The sequence below is a fragment of the Heyndrickxia sp. FSL K6-6286 genome (genome assembly GCF_038630395.1).
Classification (GTDB): Bacteria; Bacillota; Bacilli; order Bacillales; family Bacillaceae_C; genus Heyndrickxia; species Heyndrickxia oleronia.
Genome location: NZ_CP152029.1, coordinates 2,363,617 through 2,382,266, shown reverse-complemented (window position 1 = coordinate 2,382,266; position 18,650 = coordinate 2,363,617). Strand labels below are relative to the sequence as shown.

The following is an 18,650-nucleotide window of genomic DNA, read 5'->3' as shown; positions in this document are numbered from 1 at the left end:
ACAGGGTGCAGTTCAAAATTCAATAGAGCGATTTTTATTAAATCTAACCATGTTGGTTTGATAAAACAAGCGCAGATACTCCAATTAATATTATACCCATGATGGCTGGAGTGGAGTGGCTTGCAATTGAATACAACTGTCCGCCAATAATCGGTCCAATGACTCGAGCTAGCGATTGAATGCTTTGAGAACCACCAAGTATACGCCCTTGTTCTCTGATGCTAACAGATTTTGAAAGCATGCCATTAAATGATGGACCAAATATTGAGTCACCGAATCCAAAGAATATCATACCTACTATAAAGAGTGGATAAAATGCTGTAAATGCTGAAACAGCAATAAAGATATAACCTATAATTTCATTTATCATACCTAAAAGAGCAATTTTTTTATCTGTCACAAATTTAAGTAATCGTGGCATAATGATAGCTTGCGAGATGATATCAAGCACTCCCATTATTGAAAATGTCAAACCAATTAGAACAGGTTTCCATGCAAATGTATCAATTGAAAATTGAGAGAAAATAGCTTGTAATGATCCATTAGGAATCCATATTAGGAATCCAGTAATTAGTAGCCATTTAACAGATTTAAAGGAAAAAATGTTTGATAGTTGAATAAACGGATTGAGATCCTTAGCGGAAATGCTAGAAGAGCGTCTAGGCTTTTCAAGGCTCTCAGGCATAAAGAAATATCCATATATGGCATTAAGCAATGTTAATACGGCGCCAGCATACAAAGGGACGCTATTCCCAAAAGTTGCAAGTGCTCCTCCAAGTGTAGGACCGAGAGCAGTGCCAACCCCAACAACTGCACTAATCCAACCAAAGAATTTTGTGCGTTCACTGGAGGGAGTAATATCAGCAAAGTAAGCAAAAATCGCTGAAATTTCACCACCTGTCAAACCCTCAATGGTACGTCCAAGGAAGAGAATCCAAAGTGCCCCTCCAAGACCAAAAATAAAATAACCAAGACTAGAACCGATTAAGCTAATAATCAACACTGGACGACGACCATACCTGTCACTTAATGCGCCTAAAACTGGTGCAGCCAAGAATACAGAAAGTGCGTATATAGAAGTAATGAGTGTTATTGCAGTAGCCTGACTGTTTGAATCACTAGTATAAGATTTTACTAGAAAAGGTAAAACAGGGCTTACGATAGTCAATCCTAGACCTGCTAAAAAGACAGATATAAACCCAAACGTTAGTGCGTGTTTATTGATTGTAGTATTCATAATAATTCCCCTCCAAGGTTATTGTTTCCTCGTTAACAAAATTAGTTTACTTCTTTATTGTTTCCTCGTCAACAATAAAACAAAATAAAAAAATACCACTTACACAGTGATATTTTTCAAATGTTGCCTGTATCGACCAATGAAACGAAAAATAGTGTTGAAATCGTCATCAGTCATGTTATTAAATACTTCTTTGTCACGTTCGAGAAACGTCCGATGTAATTCTTGATGGACATTATTTATTTTTTGCCCATTCGTTGTTAATCGGAAATATATCTCTTTTTTATTTTCAGCATTTTGATAGCTCTCAATAATATTTTTCGCAATAAGCTTCTTGGTGAGCTTACTTATAGCACCTCGAGTCATATAGCTTGCCGCCGCAAGTTTTGTTACGTTTGCATTTGGGATTAGGGAGATATTTTCTATCAATTCTATCTCACTCAATGTATAGCCATCTAAAGCCGATTCTAGTTCTGGTTTATTAAGCCAGATTATTTCATTGCATAAATCCATAAGTTCACTCATTAACTGCTGCCTTTTATCCATGATAGCACCTTCCCGATTTATATAAAGTATACCCGGATTTTGTTTCTTTCGCAACAAAGCCTCAACAGTCTTAATGTTGTACAGTTACTCATAAAAGTCACGAGTCTTATGTTCTTCTAATACTTAATACGCTAACAATACTTTAATGAGTCCTGAATTAATAAAATCTCATCTTGGTTCTTTACTAAAGCATAAACAGAAATTGGTTGTTTTGGTGGTTCATAATCCAATTAGAATGGACTCATACAATTTTTAAATTCGCCAACATTTCATAAATTCCTTCATTTATAAACTTGCTTCAATAACATACTTTCTCAATTAAAATTACAATCCATTTTACACTAATAATACAATTTGAATATTAAAGATTTTTTAGGTAAAAATACCAATAATTCGTAGTCCAGCATAGTATTTTTAACTTTACTCAGGAGGTTGTTTATGAAAGGGAAATGGAAAATGTATTTGATACTGTTTTTGCCTTGGTTATCTGTGGGAAAGCTCGGAAAAAATTCCTTTCTTCGCTTCCTCCCTACTATAATTTTTAGTGACTTGATTATTGCACTAATAAGTGAGCTATCTCAAAAGTTAAAATGGTGGAAAGTAAGAAATCCTATCTTCCCTAAATTAGCAACAGATGTCTCTTTTGTTTTTGGTCCTTTTACTATCATAAATTTTTGGGTCTTTAAAATGACGTACAAGAGATTTTGGTTGTATTTATTGAGTAATATTTTTGCAGACTACTTATTTGCTTATCCTTTAACAACAATAGCAGAGAGACTAGGTATATATAGGATGATAAAAATGAGCCGAAAACAACTTTTCCTTTTAAGTGTAGCCGTAGCAATTCTAAACTACTTATATCAAAAAGTATTTGTTGATCCTCTTAAAAGAAAAACTTCATGAAAATGACCTTTATGAGAATCTATATATATATGGCTGTAAAAAAGTTAATGCTTAATGTATAAATAAGAATTGTATAAAAAAGAACCCTGGTTAATGTAAGTAACCCAATCAGGATTTTTAGTAAAGAGTTCCTTGTACTAGCTTTTATCTCCTTTTTACTTAAACAAAACAGAAGATTCTTAAAGAATATTCAATTCATTAATACCATCTTGTCATTTTTTCCATACATAATAAGAAATAAGTATTTTTTCGAAATATAAAATTTTTTATCAAAAATAATATTTCTATGGTATAATAAACAAACCATTTACTGTTACCTTTTTTTGAGGGGAAATCATAAGTAAAATATACTTATGATTTCCCCTCTTTTGCATTAAAAGGGACAGGGGGTCGGTTCTTTCGTCCCACTGGGACAAAAGAACCGACCCCCTGTCCCTTTAATTTTTTATAATATTATAAATTGACAAATAATACAAAAAGGAGATGTATGATGGCTGAAACTGAAAAAATAACTATAAATATGAATGTTGTGGATTTAGGAAAAGTGGATTTATTAGTCGAACAAGGATTTTATTCAAATCGTACTGATTTCATTAAAACGGCTATTCGAAATCAATTAACAACTCATTCCGATGAGGTTAACCAAATGATTGTAAATAAATCCTTTGTAATTGGAATATGCAGATACAATCGGAAATCACTTCAAGAAATTATACAAAATAATGTGAAACTTGATATTAAAGTAATCGGAATGCTTATTCTAGAAGAGGATATTGATACGGATTTAGCCTTAAAGACCATTAATTCAATCAAAGTTTATGGTGTGCTTAAAATAAAAAATTATAATCTAAAAAAAACGATTCAACAATTTATGTAAATAAAAAATGTCATCGAAAAAGTTTGATCAAATAGCCAGTTTTCATACTTTTGTTTCTTCTGTAATATCCCTATTTCCGGCCTTTCAAACAGAATAAAGGTTTTTGTGCGCATGAAGTTTGTGGCTTTTTCTCAGTTACTTATATTTAATATTAACAATGCTTTAGAAAATGACTTATCAAACAATTGAAAACAAAAAACAGACTCAAAATGAGTCTGTTTTTTTATGCAACAATTAAGCTTTTACTACGTTAGCAGCTTGAGCTCCACGTTGACCTTGTTCAACGTCAAAAGTTACTTTTTGACCTTCTTCAAGTGTTTTGTAACCTTCGCCTTGGATCGCTGAGAAATGAACGAATACATCGTCTCCGCCTTCAACTTCGATGAAGCCGAATCCTTTTTCGCTGTTGAACCATTTAACTGTACCTTGTGTCATGTAAATCTTCCTCCTAGTGTGCAATACACACAATGTATTACTATCCTTGCTCAAGTGATATCAGGCGATATGTTAAAAACACTATCTTTTCCTTACATACCGAACAAAAATAATTCTTATTTAGAATAACAGATAAAATTAAAAAATGCAAGTTTTTACTAAAACAATTTTTAAATCATTTTTTCATATCAAGCATAAAAAATTACCTGATATATTAATCAACTAAATATTCATTTGATAATGAAGAGTTTAAATACCTTGCCATACCTGTTTTCGTTTTTTTGAATCCCAGTTTTTCATAAAATCCTTCGTTTCCAGTAGTAGAAATTAGGTGGACACACGAAACATTCTTGAAACGCTCGATAAAATAATGAATGATTTCTTTTGCTATTCCTAATTTTTGAAAGTCTCGATGAACAACAATATCATAAATTGCTGCATTGAACACTCCATCTGAAAGTGCTCGACCAATTCCAACAATCTTTCCTTCTGTCATTATTATACAAACTTCATTACTATTTCTAAAAACCGTTTGTATAATTTCTATTGTATGTTTATTCCAACCGACAGATTGATAGACCTCACGGATCTCTTCCCATTTCACATCATCTATCGTATTTTTTATTTCTAAAATCATACTCCCATTCTCCTTCTTAACTAAAAAACATTTAAATTCAGTTCTAATTCACACCATTCATGGTGTCCCAATTGCCTTGGCTTTTACGTATATGAACGATCTGACCAATGTGATACGCATGATGTATTGGGATGTTTAATAACACTTCCCACCAAGTACTATTAGAATCATGTGGTGGACTGCTGTCTAACTTAGTTTCATGACAGTTTGAAATCTCTTCTTCCCATTGCTTTAAAATTTCATTAAATTGTTGAAGGATGGATTTCCAGTCACTATCATTTTTATAGATGAATGTTTGATCATTCATAATATCTTCCTTATTTACTATTTTCCCTTGAAATCTTTTTAAGTAAAGTTCATTCCAAAACAACAAATGCTGAATAATTTCTTTAATGCTATTTGTTTTATCTGCATCTTTATTCACAGCATCTGCATCATCTAGACCATTTAAAGCATCATTTAGTGAAGCAAACCAGCCGCTTTCATTATGACAGGCACGCATTTGCTCTAGTAAAAATTCTTTACGTTCCATAAAAACACTCCTATTCATTTAAATATATGTATGTATTCTCTACTACAATGAATAATCCTCTTTTAAATCATATGCATGAAAATTCACAAATAGGTTTTTACTAATTTTTACAACAATCCTCTAAAAACACTAAAAGACGTCATTTATTTGTGATATGCTAAAACATATCATCGAATTCATTAAATTTATAGTGGGTGATTCTTTTTGGAACCGATTTTACAACAACCATATATTAAACACCTCGAATTAAAAACGGAGGAAATTCCATCTTATAATTATTATCCATTCAATCTTCCCATTCTGAAATCAATAGACAGGATTCAATTTCATCCGAAAGTAACTTATTTGGTAGGAGAAAATGGAATGGGCAAATCTACTTTACTCGAAGCGATTGCCGTTGCTATTGGATTTAATCCAGAAGGAGGAACCTTTAACTTTAATTTTTCCACCTATGATTCCCATTCAGAATTGGAACAGTATATAAAACTAGCCAAAGGGGTTTTTCGCCCAGAAGATGGTTTTTTTCTTCGTGCAGAAACATTTTATAATGTTGCCTCCAATATTGAACAGTTGGATCAAGAATCATTATCTGTACCACGAGTAATTGATTCTTATGGAGGTGTTTCTTTACATGAGCAATCACATGGGGAATCCTTTTTTGCTACGTTTTTAAATCGCTTTAATGGGAATGGCCTATATATTCTGGATGAACCTGAAGCAGCACTTTCCCCTTTAAGACAATTATCCATGCTAACAAGAATTCATGAACTTGTGAATCAGCAATCACAATTTGTTATCGCCACACACTCACCAATTATTATGGCGTATCCAGATTCAAAGATTATTGAGTTAACTGATGAAGGAATAAATGAAGTTTCCTTAGAGGAAACCAACCATTATTCTATTATGAAACAATTCTTTACTGATAAAGAAAGATTACTACATCACCTATTCCAACATGAAGAATGAAGGGAATGTCTGACTTTCAGACACCCCCTTGATCATTATTTTATCTACAATTCACTATAACCAACTCTACCATTTGATTCACTTTATAGGGCAAATATATTTATATCTACATGTGGTTCAAGTGTATAGAAATTTACTTGTTTTTATATTCCATGTGAACGAATATACCATCCTGAATATTGCAAAGGTTAAAATACTCTTTGTTATAGTATGCAGTTTACACTAGCTTAATAGTCTTAAAAAGGTTTCCATTTTAACTTCTTTGCTTCTTCATAACGTTTTTCAACATTTCTCCAATAAACAATATTCCACCATGCATCAACGTATTGATCCCGGTTATTTTTGTATTGTAAATAATAGGCATGTTCCCACACATCTAAGACTAAGAGTGGAATAGTATCCCATTGGGTTAGAAATTGATGTCTTTCTGCTTGAAGAATTTCTAAGCGATGGGAACGTGGTGACCATACTAATATGGACCATCCAACCCCTTCAACTTTTTTAGCAGCCTCTGAAAAATGCTTTTTGAATAGATCATAACTCCTAAAATCATTTCGAATTTGCTTTGCTAATTCACCTTGCGGCATCCCTCCTCCGTGGGGGTTCATTACTTCCCAAAAAATTGTATGGAGATAATGTCCTGATCCATGGAACGCTGCTTCTCGCTCCCAATGTTTGATTAATTCATATCTATTTTTGTTACGTGCCTCCTCTAGCATCGTTTCAGCCTTATTTAACCCATCAACATAACTTTTATGATGTTTATCATGATGAAGTCTCATAATTTCTTCACTTATATATGGCTCTAATGCATTATACTCATAAGGTAATGGAGGAAGTATATGTTTACCAATTGGAATTGCTGTTTGAATTCTGTTTCGTTTTGCTTCTAGGGGCTTTAATGATTGATTAATGTCACTTACGGAGCGTTGAATCATTAAAATTTTCGATTCATTTGTTTTCGAGTCTTCAAGTTGCTTGTTAACTAGTTCTTTCGTTTCATTAATCAATAATTGAATATCCTCCTCCCCAGTATCATTGTTTAAATCTACAATAAAAATTGATACCTCTTCCAACCATGAATTTACATCATTCAAATAACTTCTCAGTTCTTCCTGATTGGCCATCCCCTTCATCTCCTCTCTCACTCACTATTTCTATTGTATTGTTGCTCACATGTACACATACCAAAATGTAGTCACGTATGTTGTAAAACCCGTCTGGAAAATATAGTATAATAATAAATAAAATGCGAAAGTGAGATAACAGATGGAATCAAGGGAAGAACTAGAACTAGAACTCAAAAAAATTAAAAAATGGGAAAAATCTGCTAGTGGCCTATGGATCTGGGAGCGAATCAGCAGACTTCCATTTAAACTACTGGACAAGTTAACCCCTCATTTTATCCATAATAAGATTGGCATTCTTTTAGATGAATTAGGAAGTTTTATTCAAACAGGTGGCAAATATTTAACCTCTGAAAAACAAATTTTTCGCTTAATTGAAAAAGAGAGTGAAGTTAGAATCGAAAGTTATGAGGACATTGATCATCTTTCTTTACAAGAAATGAGGACCATTTGTGATGACCTTATTCAACGTCGGACAAAGGTAGCCACACTCCAAGGAGCAACAACGGGGATTGGTGGAATCGTTACATTGGCGATCGATATTCCTGCAATTTTAGGTTTGTCATTAAAAACATTACAAGAAATCGCAATCGTTCACGGTTTTAATCCAAATAATAAAGACGAACGAATATTTATTCTAAAATGCTTGCAATTCTCATCTTCAGATGTTGTAGGGAAAAAAGCCATTTTAAAAGAGTTATCCGCCTATTATAATCAAGATGAACGCTCTAATGAAGTAATGTCACAATTACAAGGCTGGCGGGAGGTTGTATACACGTTCCGAGATCAATTTGGGTGGAAAAAGCTATTTCAAATGGTTCCCATTGCTGGTATACTCTTCGGAGCGATCTCTAACCGCTCCATGATAAATGATGTAGCAGAAGTAGGAAAAATGTTATATCAAAAAAGAAAGGTTCAAGAACGGTTACATCAATTAGAAATGAAAGATTTTAATTAGATAGATGAAAACTTCGTCAAATATTCCATAGAAAAAATAACAATGGCAAAACCACTGAAAATAAATGATCAGTGGTTTTGTTTAAATGACTTGGTAATGGCTTTATTCCTGCCACCCTGTTAACTCATTATTATCAAAGGTTAAATGCTTAATATCTGAGTACACCCATTGTTCTGATACTCCTTGTTCTGTAGGGAATATCTTAATTTGTCGTGGTTTTCCCCAAGCTGAATGAATTACTTCCTGCTTTGACATACCAATCTCAAGTGGGATATTTTTTACTTGATCAGCTTTATATTCTTGATTCATAATTTTATTGTTAACTCTTACTATATATTTTTCTTTCCACTCATCTAATGCTACATATTTTGTAACAAATGCTGCTATTTCTTTATTTTTTTCTCCTTGATACATGGGGTTAATACTTAAAAGTAAGTCGAAGAAGTGATTTGTTTCTCCATTTTTTTGTAATTCTTCAATGGCATATCCATACGATAATAAACTATCTAAAGTTTCTTTCTCTAGCGTATCATCTGTATAGGAATGTAAAGAATCAAAATTCCCATTATCGATGATTGATAAAATGCTTTTTATCTTTTCTTTCTTAGCATCTTCTTCTTTTTTCACATCTGCAACAATTTGATTTACGTTTTTAACTAAGTCTTTTGACAATACTTCCTTATGATTTATAAATCCTTCAGTATACAAGAAATATAGTCTTTTATGATCCTTTGAAGTTATTAAATGTTGTACAACCTTATTATACATTTCATTAGCCATATTTTTTGCTTTAGTTGAAGTAAACTGATCAATATATTGACTATACGTTTCAAAAAAATTCTGAGCACTATAATTCTCCTGCGAATTAACTTCTAATATTTCCAACCAGGAAAGTTCTGTTTCTGTTGGCTCATTTCCATCCTTTTCAGATTTTTGTTGAATTGTAGTATTCGAACATGCTGATAAAACAAGTATGGTAAACAATAAAAAAATTGAGAGCGCTTTTTTCAATATATACTCCCCCCTTCTATTCTTATTGATCAATATTCTATGTAGCATTATATTTATTTTTGCACCCAAATTGTCTTTGTATAAGCAATTTTCATCCCAGCTCGTTCCATATTATTTTGGCTAATGCTGCCGAACCTCGCTTGTCCGACAATCATTTTACAACCTTGTAATTTCGCAAGTTGAATCCGGGAACTTATTAAGGCTTGATGAATTCCATTATTTCTATAACTAGGTTCAGTTGCAGCTGCTGCAAGGGTTGCAATTGAATCTTGAATAAAGATGACACCAACACCAGCTGGTTGGTCGGAGAAGGATGCAAGATAAAAGGTCCAACCATCCCTATTATGTAGGACTTGATTATTTTGTGCGATTCCATCCTGTAAAAATGCAGGAAGCTGGAATCCATTCGCATAAATTTCTGCGAATAAGTGAAATTCATCCTTTTCTAATTCACGTATCAATATCTCAGAACCTGCATGATCAGTGATTGATTGTAAATCGGCAAATAAAGTTGCATGAAAATCAGTTTGATAAAACCCAATACGAGCTAAATAGGTTAAGAACTTAGAGGATACATGCGCTGGAGTAATTTCTAAACGAACCGGTATATCTTTTTGCTTATAATAATTAATGATATTTTCAACTTCATTTTGCTCTTCATCTGTTATACCCTTTACAGTATTAAATGATGGGCCCGGAATATTCCTTGCTGAAAAAGCCGTAGCATTACCAAATATTTTGACTTCAATCCCCATAGGATTTGATTGGATTTTTTGAATAGCATTTAATCTTGAATGAAGTGTATTTATTTCAGCTGCTTCTAATACTTTTGCCAATTCATTTGTTACAACAAGAGTCATATCCTTGCGCCCCTTCTTTGCTTAATTGATTTTATTAGAGCTAACCATAATTTCACTAACTACACACTTAATATACTAATAAACGCTTAGTTAGTAAAATAGATAATTCAGTAATAGCTTCCTAGTTTCCAAGTCGGTAAAAAATACAACATATCCTCCATGAATTTTTTAGTCACTTTTACCATCCTTAAAAAACATCATTACTATTTTATTTAGTTAACATCCACAAAAAGATCATTTTTTTAGCCCTTCATTATTTCAATCCACCAAACTTCCTAGCGAATGAAATATTTATATTTACCAACCGTATAATCTAGTAATAAATAAAAGGCGATGATTGTAATGTTCAAATCAGTATTTGCAAATTTAATTGTCAACCTGGTGAGCTATGTTATTGTTTTTTCTGTGTTAATTCGTATTTCTAGTGGAGATGTTTGGATGATTGTAATGTCCATACTCGTAATAGCACTTAAAGCAATACACGACATAGTTAAATACAAAAAAACCAACACAAAGGATTCCTAAAAAAGCAGATTTGTTTATCATATAGTTCGGCAAATTATTTTTGTAATATTTTTCCTCAACGCATATGATTGTGTTAAAATTGAGAAAAGGAGGAAAACAATGAAAGCTATAAAATTACCTGTTGTCATAATCCTTGTCTCGTTAATTGTTGGTGCAATTGGTTATTTTTTATTTATGAATGTTTTTATTCCAAATTTGATGGGACCTCAGTAAATCTAAGTTTTTAGAACTGGAAGGTAACAAAATGCTTAATATGTTTAATTAAGTAAACTCTTCAAGTATAAAGTAATTAAAAAGTACATAAAAAAGGAATTTTTCAGCTTGAGTCGAATTACTTAAAGAATCACATGCATTGTTTGGAGGTCATGATTTTGTTACTTTACTTTTGATATATCATCAGCCTAAAAAGAATTTAATATTTAGGAGTTGAAAGTGATGATATATAAAAATTCTCTTGATGAAGTTTCTTCAGACATGTTGGATGGCTTTTTTGTTGATTGGCTTAATCCTCCAAATCCACAAACACATTTAAAACTATTAAAAAACAGCAGTAAAGTAGTCATAGCTATAGATAATAATACAAATCAAGTAGTAGGATTTATAACAGTTATTAGCGACGGGGTGTTATCTGCCTACATTCCGTTACTTGAAGTGTTGCCAGAATAAAAAAATATAGGGATTGGTAAGGAGTTAGTCAAAAGAATATTAAAAGAACTAGATGATATTTATATGGTTGACTTGGTTCCTTATTATGAGAAGTTTGGAATGAGAAAATCAAACGGAATGATCGTAAGAAATTACGAAATGCAGTCCGGAAATTTCAAATAAATTAAGAAAGGCAAAAACACTTAGGTATCCTTCCCAAGTGTTTTTATTTGTAAGATTTTCAATTAGGACCAATTGTGATTTGGGGAGTGACTTTTTTATCAAGATTATTATAGTGAACCTGGTTGATGTTGATATACTACCTCAAATGTAGTCAAACGAGAGCTTATTATATGGCTCTCTACTGAAGATTTTTCTTTTGACTGTCTATGGGATTTTGTCGATTCTCTACTGTTCAGCCATTTTTCAAAGAAACTCTGATCTTCCCATGTTGTACAGATTTTCAATTCATCATAATCTAAGCTATTCTCCTTCTTCAACACCTCCATAAAGACAAATCCTTCAAATGTATGGACAGCTTTCGGTTTTTCAAATCGAATAAGAATTTCATCTGCTTTTCCTTTTTGTAATCTAATCGTATTTACTGCTTTCATCCTTTTCATTTATTTGACACCTCTGGAACAATGGATTTTAAATATTCATATACTGGTAAAGCACATTCCCCTCCTATTTGGGCATGACGAATAAGAGGGATTCCATGTGGTCCTTTTGAATGAATCACATCTGGATAAACATTGAGTATTTCTTTCACTATGTTCAAGTGACCAAGCATTGCAGCAGCAAAAATGTCCATTCTTGCTCCGTTTTCTAATAACCACACGGCGATTTCCTTATTTCCTGTATGGGCTGCTGCTCCCAGTCCACTTTCCCAATCATCACCTCCCCAATTATACACAGAATGAATAAGATCAGGTTCTTTTGAAACAAGTCTTTTTACCTCTTCAAAATTTCCATGTGTAGCTATAATGAATTCCCTTACTATTTCAATATTCAAAGGCTCTTTTTTCATCTGTTCCTTCCTTTCTTGAGCGAATTGGGGTAAAAAATGGCTTACCTTCTTTACTATCAATTTCAGCATCTATCTCAAAAATAGTTTGAAACATTTCTTTGCATAAAACTTGTTGTGGTCTACCATCAAAATACACAGATCCATCTTTAATGACGATTAAACGATCACTGTATCTTGCTGCCTGATTAATATCATGCAGGACCATTACCACAGTCATCCCTAGGCTAATATTAAGAGAATGAATCAGTTCCATCACCTCAAGCTGATGAGAGATATCGAGATAAGTTGTCGGTTCATCTAATAATAGAATGTTGGGTCGTTGAGCAATTGCCATGGCAATCCATGCTCTTTGTCTTTCACCACCAGAAAGGGAATGTAGCATACGATTCCTATATTGAGAAAGCCTAGTTACATTTATAGCCCATTCAATGATTTTTTTATCTTCACTTGTTAATTTGTTATATTTTCGTTGATGTGGATATCGCCCAAACTCAACTAGCTCACTTACAGTCAAATCAAGTTGATGATCATGCATTTGCGGTAACATTGCAAGCTTTTTAGCGATATCAATACTATGCATCCTTTGTATACTAGTTCCATCGAGGATCACCTCCCCGCCTTTCGGACGTATGAGACGTGAAATTATTCGAAGAAGTGTTGATTTTCCTGAACCATTTGGTCCTATTAAACTAACAATCTCTCCTTTTTTAATTTCTATATCAATCCCTTCTAACTGAAAAGAAGAAGAATATTCATACGAAACATCCTTAGTAAGAAGCAAAAGAATCCCTCCGTCTATGAATCAAATATAAGAAAAACGGTCCCCCTAAGAATGATAATAATAGTCCTACAGGTAACTCAATCGGATTAAATGCACTACGGGCAACTGTATCAGCAATGACAACTAGTATAGCTCCTCCAAGAGCTGAAGCCGGTAATAAATAACGATAATCACCACCAATAATCATTCGCAAAATATGTGGAATGACAAGGCCAACAAAACCTATTAACCCAGCAACACTTACAGCAATGCCTGCAAGAAGCGTGCTAAGTAGGATGAGGAAGAATCTACTTTTCTCCACATGATGACCGAGCAATGTCGCCACTTCATCCCCGAGCCGTAAGATTCGAATATGTCTAATGGAAAAGATAGAAATAATTAATGCCGCTAATGCGTAATAGATTATCATGTTAAATTGAACCCAGCCAACACCGGAAATCCCTCCAGCAAGCCAAGATAGTACAGATTGAACACGATCGCTATATATCAGCATTAATGCACTAGAGCAGGCTCCGATTATGGCATTGATCGCAACCCCAACTAATACAATTTTGACAGGTGATGTCCCTCCTTTCCATGACATCCCGTAAATAACCATGGCAGTTATTAGTGCACCTAAAAATGCAGCAAGTGGTAAAAAATTAATGTATGCTGGAAATAAAATCATAATTAATGTTGCTGCGAGACCCGCCCCAGAAGATACACCGATAATCCCAGGATCAGCTAAAGGATTTTTCATGACCCCTTGTAAGATCGCTCCGGATGCAGCGAGACACATTCCAACAATCATGCCAATAAAAATACGAGGCAAGCGTATATCCCAAACAATGCGTCTAGCAAGGGAGTCTTCAGAATGAAATAGTCCACTCCAGATCTCTCCAAGTGAAAAAGTCACTGTTCCAATCATCAAACACACTACACAGGATATAAGCAACAAAAAAGAGAATAAAACTATCACAAATATACGTTTCCTAATAAAAGGATGAGTATTCTTTACTGTTTTTATGTCATCTGCTATCGCTTCCAATTACTTCACCTTACTTAAGCTTTCTTTCATAACTTCAAGAGCTTCTACTACTTTCGTGCCTGGATTTGTGCCAAATAGATTTGATGGAAGAACAACAACATTGCCATTTTTTACTGCATCTAGATTTTTCCATGCTGCATTCTTCTTCATTTCCTTTTCAAAAGCATCTTTTACTGCGTTTGGATCACCATGAGTAATCAGCATAACCACTTGAGGATTTCTTTCAATAATCTTTTCGACACTTAAACTAGCATATTGTGGATAGGAATCTTCTTTTGGAAAATCTGCAGCAATGTTTTCGCCACCTGCTTTTTCTAGTAAATCGCCGGATAAAGAATTAGGAAGCGCAGCTAAATATGTACCTGGTGCACCATATACTAATAATGCCTTAACTGGACTGGCTTCTTCCGCTTTCATTCCTTCTACACGTTTAGAAATTCTTTGATTTACCTTTTCTGCCTCAGTCTCCTTTTGTAATAACGTTCCGTATAACCGGATCGAATTTTGAATATCATCAATTGAGTTTGCCTCCGTGAAGATTACTTTCGTACCTTGTTTCTCAATATTTGCTGCATGTTGCTTGAAACTCATACCAGCAATCAATACCGAGGGGTGAATTTCGGCAATTTTCTCAAAATTAGGTTGATGTGGATTTCCAATTTCGGAAATTGTTTTCAAATCTTTAGCAACTTCACCACTTACCGTTGGACGTCCAGTCACATTGGCTCCTAATGATAATAAAATATCTAAATCGCCGGAGCTTAATGTAGCAATTGAATCCGGAACCTTGTCAAATGAAAGACTTTGTCCAGATGCATCCGTCACTTTGATTGAGATCTCTTCGACACTTTTATTTTTAATTTGGTCTCCTGATGCCTCCTTTTTCCCATTATCACATGCAGTAAGCGCCACTAATAAAACTAAACTGAATAAAATGTATGTATATTTCCTCAAATTCCAACCTCTCCTTAATTAATAATGAGAATCATTCTCGTTAGTTGAAGTATATCGAGAACGATTCTCATTGTCAATTATGTTTAAGGAATTTTCAAAAATATAGCTCATACCTCCTTATCTAAACCAAAAAAAGCTATCCCATTCACTCAAACATGAATGGGATAGCTTTATTCAATTAATTATATAATTGCTTATGCTTTTTCCTCTTCAAACTTCTAGCGAAATGAAGGATTAGTTTTTGAACAGAAAAGCCAACCAATAAAATGACTACTAATAATAGCGTGATGGTAGCTCCTGGTGGAGTTCCTAATTGATAACTTGTAATTAGACCTGAAAAAATACTAAACAATGCTATAATCATTGCTGTTGCAAACACCATTTTAAATCCTTTCGTTAACCGAATGGCAAAGGCAGCAGGTAGAACTAGTAAAGCTGAAACAAGTAATACACCAATCGTTGGAATGATCACTGAAATAGCCAAGCCGGTAATAATACTAAATGACAAGGATAAAAGTTTCGTATTAATGCCACTTGTAAATGCGGTATCCTCATCAAAAGTCATTAAATATAAAGGCCTTCGAAGGATAAAGAAATATAGTAAAATAACGATTGTAACACCAACCATTGTATAAACCTGTGAACTACTAATAGTTACAATTGATCCAAACAAGAACTGATCAATATTAGTAGTCATTCCACCATCAGTTATACTCATTAAAAATAATGCAAAGCTCAAACCTGCAGCCATTAAAATAGCAATCGACACCTCTGAATACGTATGATAAGCCCTTCTCATATATTCAATCCCAACCGCGCCAATGATGACTACAACAATCGTTGAAAACGTTACATTTGTATGAATAAAAAATCCAATCGCAACCCCTGCTAATGAAATGTGGGATAATGTATCTGCCATTAATGCTTGCCTTCTTAAAACAAGAAAAACTCCTAAAAGCGGGGCGATAATACCGATTAGTCCACCAGCCCAAAACGCCCGTTGCATGAATTCAAGGTTAAACATTTCCATCCGCCTTGCTCCCCTTTCTCTAAGTGGATGATTTTATCAAGATAATCCTCAACCTCATCCTGATCATGTGTAACCATGATGACTGTGCGATTATGCTTTTTTACTTGGTGACTCATAAACTCATAAAAACCTTTTCGGCTTTCAAAATCCATCCCTGTTGTTGGCTCATCTAAGACTAATAGATCTGGTTCAGATGCCAATGTACGAGCAATACAAATTTTTTGCTTTTGCCCACCTGATAATGCGCCAATTTTATGGTTTCGAAATTCCCACATACCAACCATTTCAAGTGCATTTTTTACATTTAACTCATCAGTTTCATTTAATCGCCTGAACCATTTTCCTTTTGGATATCTACCGGAACGAACAAGTTCAATTACTGTACTTGGGAAACCAACATTGAAGGATGCAATTTGTTGGGGTACATATCCAATCGTAAGACGTTTTCCTTGAGCATTTTTCTTACTAATGATCACTTCACCTTCCCATGGCTTTAATAAACCAAGCATAATCTTCAACATCGTTGACTTAGAAGCACCATTAGGACCAGTAATTCCAACAAACTCTCCACTATTTAATTCAAAAGAAACCCCATTTAATGCAGGGGTATGAGTATATCCAAATACAATATTGTGTAATGATGCTAATTTCACATGTACCAGTCCTTTCTCTAATTAAAGACAAAAAGCGTGCGTTTGAACATTGCACACGCTTTTGTTTTGCCTCAATAGTAGATTGCAAAGTAATAATAAGAAACGAGTATGATTAACATTCTAATCAATTACAGACTTTTTAATCGCATCTAGATTCTTTTGCATTTCCGTAATATAATTTGAACCCTTTTCCTGTTCATCCTTACTTAAACCTTCTAGTGTACTTAATACTTCGGTTTTTGCACCAATTTCATTCGCTAATGTCTCAGCAACTTTTGGGGATGTAAGTTCCTCAAAATAAATGATTTTAACTTGATGCTCTTCAGCAAATTGTTTTAGCTCACTTAATTTAGACGGACTTGGTTCTTGAGAAGGAGATAAACCGGCAATAGGAACTTGCTTAAGTCCATATTCCTTTGTCAAATAACCAAATGCAGAATGCTGTGTGATAATTTCCTTTTTCTTTGCATCTTTTAAGGCTGTTCGGTAGTCTCGATCTAATTTTGATAATTTTTCAATGTACTGATCACTATTTTTTTGATAATATTCTTTATTTTTAGGATCAGCTTTTATTATTGCACTTGTTATAGCTTTAACTTCTTTCTGCGCTAATACCGGGCTTAACCAAACATGTGGATCAACATTTTCATGATGATCATCCGATGATTTTCCAGCTAAATGGATCTTGTTACTAGCCTCAACAAAAGAAAGTTTCTCATTACCTACACTTTTTTGAATGGCCGGGACCCAAGTTTCGAAATATTGACTGTTATAGACAAATAGATCTGCATTTTGAATACGGCCAACATCTTTCGGTGATGGCTCCCAATCATGTGGTTCAATATTAGATGGAATTAAAAGTTCGACATTCGCTTTATCCTTAGCAATATTCTTTGTAAATTCATACATCGGATAAAAAGTAGTTACAATTTGCAATTTTCCATTGTTCTCATCTTTTACGGTAGATTTACTTGAACAGCCACTGACAATGAATAAAGTGGAGATAACCACTATTAGACTGATCATATAATGTCTTTTTTGCATATACGTACCTCGTTTCTATGAATCGACATAATTACGATTTATCATGTACAATTAAAATATAAGTATACTATTCTTTTATCTTTTCTTTTTTTAAAACAAAATCATTCCGATTTACAATTCAAAGGAAAAAAGAAAAACAAAATATCCTCTCTAATAATAATACGGAATCATTCTTATTTGCAAGTATTTTATTTTTCCTTTCACCGACATTAATTTCAACTTTAGATGGATATATTATCTTTCGCTAGATTCATTATTTATTATTTCAATAAAATTTTTTAATATATTTGCTGTTAATCCCCAAATAGTATAACCTCCATAAAAATAGAACAGCTCATCCATATGTCTAATTTGCCATTTATATTTTTCCCCACCGTAAATTGAATGGAAAGGAAAGTCTTTTTCAGGTTCTGCATGAAAATGTACCTTATAATATTCCGGCTCTGTTTCCATAAAAAAAGATAAAGGAACTGTAAATGTTTCTGCTACTTCCTCTGGGTTAGGAATAATTTCTACCTCGTCTTTTATTATTCCTGCATATGGATAAATAATGGTACCAAATGGTGACACAACAAAATCTAATGGAAATATTTGTTCGATATTTCCTGAATCTACGCCAAGTTCTTCCCTTGTTTCACGAAGGGCTGTCATTTTGGAATCTCTATCTGTTTTATCGACTCTACCTCCAGGAAAACAAACTTCTCCTGGCTGCCTTCTCATATGGTAGGCACGGACCTCGAATAAAATATGATAATCTTCTTTTTTCTTAATAATAGGTAAAAAAATAGCGTACTTACTATAATTTATTTCCCCAATTATTTTTGGAATTCGATTTAAATATTTCTCTAACAACTTAGACCCTCCCTTCT

21 protein-coding genes and 1 pseudogene are annotated in these 18,650 nt (G+C 33.5%); 5 read left to right on the top strand and 17 right to left on the bottom strand.

What is annotated here, in order from left to right:
* Positions 1-43: 43 nt before the first annotated feature.
* Both MHI39_RS12040 and MHI39_RS12035 read right to left on the bottom strand, forming a co-directional pair.
* The gene (locus tag MHI39_RS12040) at positions 44-1,237 is read right to left on the bottom strand and encodes an MFS transporter (protein ID WP_278892367.1); all 1,194 of its coding nucleotides are present in this window, start codon (positions 1,235-1,237) and stop codon (positions 44-46) included.
* A 99-nt stretch (positions 1,238-1,336) separates the two neighbouring features.
* Positions 1,337-1,783 carry a MarR family transcriptional regulator gene (locus MHI39_RS12035; protein ID WP_058006793.1) on the bottom strand — a complete coding sequence of 149 codons (447 nt, stop codon included), beginning with the start codon at positions 1,781-1,783 and terminating at the stop codon, positions 1,337-1,339.
* A gap of 438 nt (positions 1,784-2,221) precedes the next feature.
* On the opposite strand from MHI39_RS12035, the gene MHI39_RS12030 reads away from it, so the two are divergent.
* Both MHI39_RS12030 and MHI39_RS12025 read left to right on the top strand, forming a co-directional pair.
* Positions 2,222-2,686 (top strand): hypothetical protein, encoded by a 465-nt coding sequence (locus MHI39_RS12030; RefSeq protein ID WP_278892366.1) that lies wholly within the window; start codon positions 2,222-2,224, stop codon positions 2,684-2,686.
* 490 nt (positions 2,687-3,176) lie between these two features.
* Positions 3,177-3,563 carry a hypothetical protein gene (locus MHI39_RS12025; protein ID WP_058006791.1) on the top strand — a complete coding sequence of 129 codons (387 nt, stop codon included), beginning with the start codon at positions 3,177-3,179 and terminating at the stop codon, positions 3,561-3,563.
* A 234-nt stretch (positions 3,564-3,797) separates the two neighbouring features.
* On the opposite strand, the gene MHI39_RS12020 is transcribed toward MHI39_RS12025, so the two are convergent.
* From MHI39_RS12020 to MHI39_RS12010, 3 genes are all read right to left on the bottom strand, one after another.
* Positions 3,798-3,998: a cold-shock protein gene (locus MHI39_RS12020; RefSeq protein ID WP_058006790.1), complete on the bottom strand. Its 201-nt coding sequence runs from the start codon at positions 3,996-3,998 to the stop codon at positions 3,798-3,800.
* A 214-nt stretch (positions 3,999-4,212) separates the two neighbouring features.
* Entirely contained in the window at positions 4,213-4,635 is a 423-nt protein-coding gene (locus MHI39_RS12015) for a GNAT family N-acetyltransferase (RefSeq protein ID WP_058006789.1), read from the bottom strand.
* 43 nt (positions 4,636-4,678) lie between these two features.
* A complete protein-coding gene (locus MHI39_RS12010) occupies positions 4,679-5,167 on the bottom strand; it encodes a DinB family protein (RefSeq protein WP_278892364.1) in 489 nt (162 codons plus the stop codon).
* Between the two features lie 213 nt (positions 5,168-5,380).
* On the opposite strand from MHI39_RS12010, the gene MHI39_RS12005 reads away from it, so the two are divergent.
* Entirely contained in the window at positions 5,381-6,136 is a 756-nt protein-coding gene (locus MHI39_RS12005) for an AAA family ATPase (RefSeq protein WP_058006799.1), read from the top strand.
* A 236-nt stretch (positions 6,137-6,372) separates the two neighbouring features.
* Here the strand turns inward: MHI39_RS12005 and MHI39_RS12000 are convergent, their stop codons facing one another.
* Positions 6,373-7,263, bottom strand: coding sequence for a superoxide dismutase (locus MHI39_RS12000; protein WP_278892362.1), 891 nt, complete (start codon positions 7,261-7,263; stop codon positions 6,373-6,375).
* Between the two features lie 142 nt (positions 7,264-7,405).
* Between MHI39_RS12000 and MHI39_RS11995 the strand changes: the two genes are divergently transcribed.
* Positions 7,406-8,221, top strand: coding sequence for an EcsC family protein (locus MHI39_RS11995; RefSeq protein WP_058004457.1), 816 nt, complete (start codon positions 7,406-7,408; stop codon positions 8,219-8,221).
* 102 nt (positions 8,222-8,323) lie between these two features.
* Here MHI39_RS11995 and MHI39_RS11990 read toward each other — a convergent pair whose 3' ends face one another.
* Entirely contained in the window at positions 8,324-9,232 is a 909-nt protein-coding gene (locus MHI39_RS11990; protein WP_278892360.1) for a hypothetical protein, read from the bottom strand.
* Positions 9,233-9,285: 53 nt separating this feature from the next.
* Positions 9,286-10,092: a GNAT family N-acetyltransferase gene (locus MHI39_RS11985; protein WP_342541288.1), complete on the bottom strand. Its 807-nt coding sequence runs from the start codon at positions 10,090-10,092 to the stop codon at positions 9,286-9,288.
* A gap of 960 nt (positions 10,093-11,052) precedes the next feature.
* On the opposite strand from MHI39_RS11985, the pseudogene MHI39_RS11980 reads away from it, so the two are divergent.
* Positions 11,053-11,445: pseudogene (locus MHI39_RS11980) on the top strand (GNAT family N-acetyltransferase).
* 107 nt (positions 11,446-11,552) lie between these two features.
* Here MHI39_RS11980 and MHI39_RS11975 read toward each other — a convergent pair.
* The 9 genes from MHI39_RS11975 to MHI39_RS11935 all read right to left on the bottom strand — a co-directional run bounded on the left by MHI39_RS11975 (position 11,553) and on the right by MHI39_RS11935 (position 18,633).
* Positions 11,553-11,885 (bottom strand): antibiotic biosynthesis monooxygenase, encoded by a 333-nt coding sequence (locus MHI39_RS11975; protein ID WP_342541287.1) that lies wholly within the window; start codon positions 11,883-11,885, stop codon positions 11,553-11,555.
* Positions 11,882-12,292: an ankyrin repeat domain-containing protein gene (locus MHI39_RS11970; RefSeq protein WP_342541286.1), complete on the bottom strand. Its 411-nt coding sequence runs from the start codon at positions 12,290-12,292 to the stop codon at positions 11,882-11,884. The genes MHI39_RS11975 and MHI39_RS11970 overlap by 4 nt, the downstream gene beginning before the upstream one ends.
* Positions 12,267-13,073, bottom strand: a complete 807-nt coding sequence (locus MHI39_RS11965; protein WP_342541285.1) for an ABC transporter ATP-binding protein — start codon at positions 13,071-13,073, stop codon at positions 12,267-12,269. Before MHI39_RS11965 ends, MHI39_RS11970 begins: the two co-directional genes overlap by 26 nt.
* Entirely contained in the window at positions 13,060-14,031 is a 972-nt protein-coding gene (locus MHI39_RS11960) for an iron ABC transporter permease (protein ID WP_280615750.1), read from the bottom strand. Before MHI39_RS11960 ends, MHI39_RS11965 begins: the two co-directional genes overlap by 14 nt.
* Positions 14,032-14,100: 69 nt before the next feature.
* Positions 14,101-15,054: an ABC transporter substrate-binding protein gene (locus tag MHI39_RS11955; RefSeq protein ID WP_342541284.1), complete on the bottom strand. Its 954-nt coding sequence runs from the start codon at positions 15,052-15,054 to the stop codon at positions 14,101-14,103.
* Between the two features lie 178 nt (positions 15,055-15,232).
* A complete protein-coding gene (locus tag MHI39_RS11950; protein WP_058004450.1) occupies positions 15,233-16,084 on the bottom strand; it encodes a metal ABC transporter permease in 852 nt (283 codons plus the stop codon).
* Entirely contained in the window at positions 16,030-16,737 is a 708-nt protein-coding gene (locus tag MHI39_RS11945; protein WP_058004449.1) for a metal ABC transporter ATP-binding protein, read from the bottom strand. Before MHI39_RS11945 ends, MHI39_RS11950 begins: the two co-directional genes overlap by 55 nt.
* Before the next feature lie 120 nt (positions 16,738-16,857).
* The gene (locus MHI39_RS11940) at positions 16,858-17,781 is read right to left on the bottom strand and encodes a metal ABC transporter substrate-binding protein (RefSeq protein ID WP_280615500.1); all 924 of its coding nucleotides are present in this window, start codon (positions 17,779-17,781) and stop codon (positions 16,858-16,860) included.
* A 234-nt stretch (positions 17,782-18,015) separates the two neighbouring features.
* Positions 18,016-18,633, bottom strand: coding sequence for a CoA pyrophosphatase (locus MHI39_RS11935; protein WP_251337006.1), 618 nt, complete (start codon positions 18,631-18,633; stop codon positions 18,016-18,018).
* Between the last annotated feature and the right edge of the window lie 17 nt (positions 18,634-18,650).

Coding starts and splice junctions, on each gene's coding strand:
- MHI39_RS12040 (WP_278892367.1), bottom strand. CDS start 1,237: ATGAATACTACAATCAATAAACACGCACTAACGTTTGGGTTTATATCT.
- MHI39_RS12035 (WP_058006793.1), bottom strand. CDS start 1,783: ATGGATAAAAGGCAGCAGTTAATGAGTGAACTTATGGATTTATGCAAT.
- MHI39_RS12030 (WP_278892366.1), top strand. CDS start 2,222: ATGAAAGGGAAATGGAAAATGTATTTGATACTGTTTTTGCCTTGGTTA.
- MHI39_RS12025 (WP_058006791.1), top strand. CDS start 3,177: ATGGCTGAAACTGAAAAAATAACTATAAATATGAATGTTGTGGATTTA.
- MHI39_RS12020 (WP_058006790.1), bottom strand. CDS start 3,998: ATGACACAAGGTACAGTTAAATGGTTCAACAGCGAAAAAGGATTCGGC.
- MHI39_RS12015 (WP_058006789.1), bottom strand. CDS start 4,635: ATGATTTTAGAAATAAAAAATACGATAGATGATGTGAAATGGGAAGAG.
- MHI39_RS12010 (WP_278892364.1), bottom strand. CDS start 5,167: ATGGAACGTAAAGAATTTTTACTAGAGCAAATGCGTGCCTGTCATAAT.
- MHI39_RS12000 (WP_278892362.1), bottom strand. CDS start 7,263: ATGGCCAATCAGGAAGAACTGAGAAGTTATTTGAATGATGTAAATTCA.
- MHI39_RS11995 (WP_058004457.1), top strand. CDS start 7,406: ATGGAATCAAGGGAAGAACTAGAACTAGAACTCAAAAAAATTAAAAAA.
- MHI39_RS11985 (WP_342541288.1), bottom strand. CDS start 10,092: ATGACTCTTGTTGTAACAAATGAATTGGCAAAAGTATTAGAAGCAGCT.
- MHI39_RS11975 (WP_342541287.1), bottom strand. CDS start 11,885: ATGAAAAGGATGAAAGCAGTAAATACGATTAGATTACAAAAAGGAAAA.
- MHI39_RS11970 (WP_342541286.1), bottom strand. CDS start 12,292: ATGAAAAAAGAGCCTTTGAATATTGAAATAGTAAGGGAATTCATTATA.
- MHI39_RS11950 (WP_058004450.1), bottom strand. CDS start 16,084: ATGGAAATGTTTAACCTTGAATTCATGCAACGGGCGTTTTGGGCTGGT.
- MHI39_RS11940 (WP_280615500.1), bottom strand. CDS start 17,781: ATGCAAAAAAGACATTATATGATCAGTCTAATAGTGGTTATCTCCACT.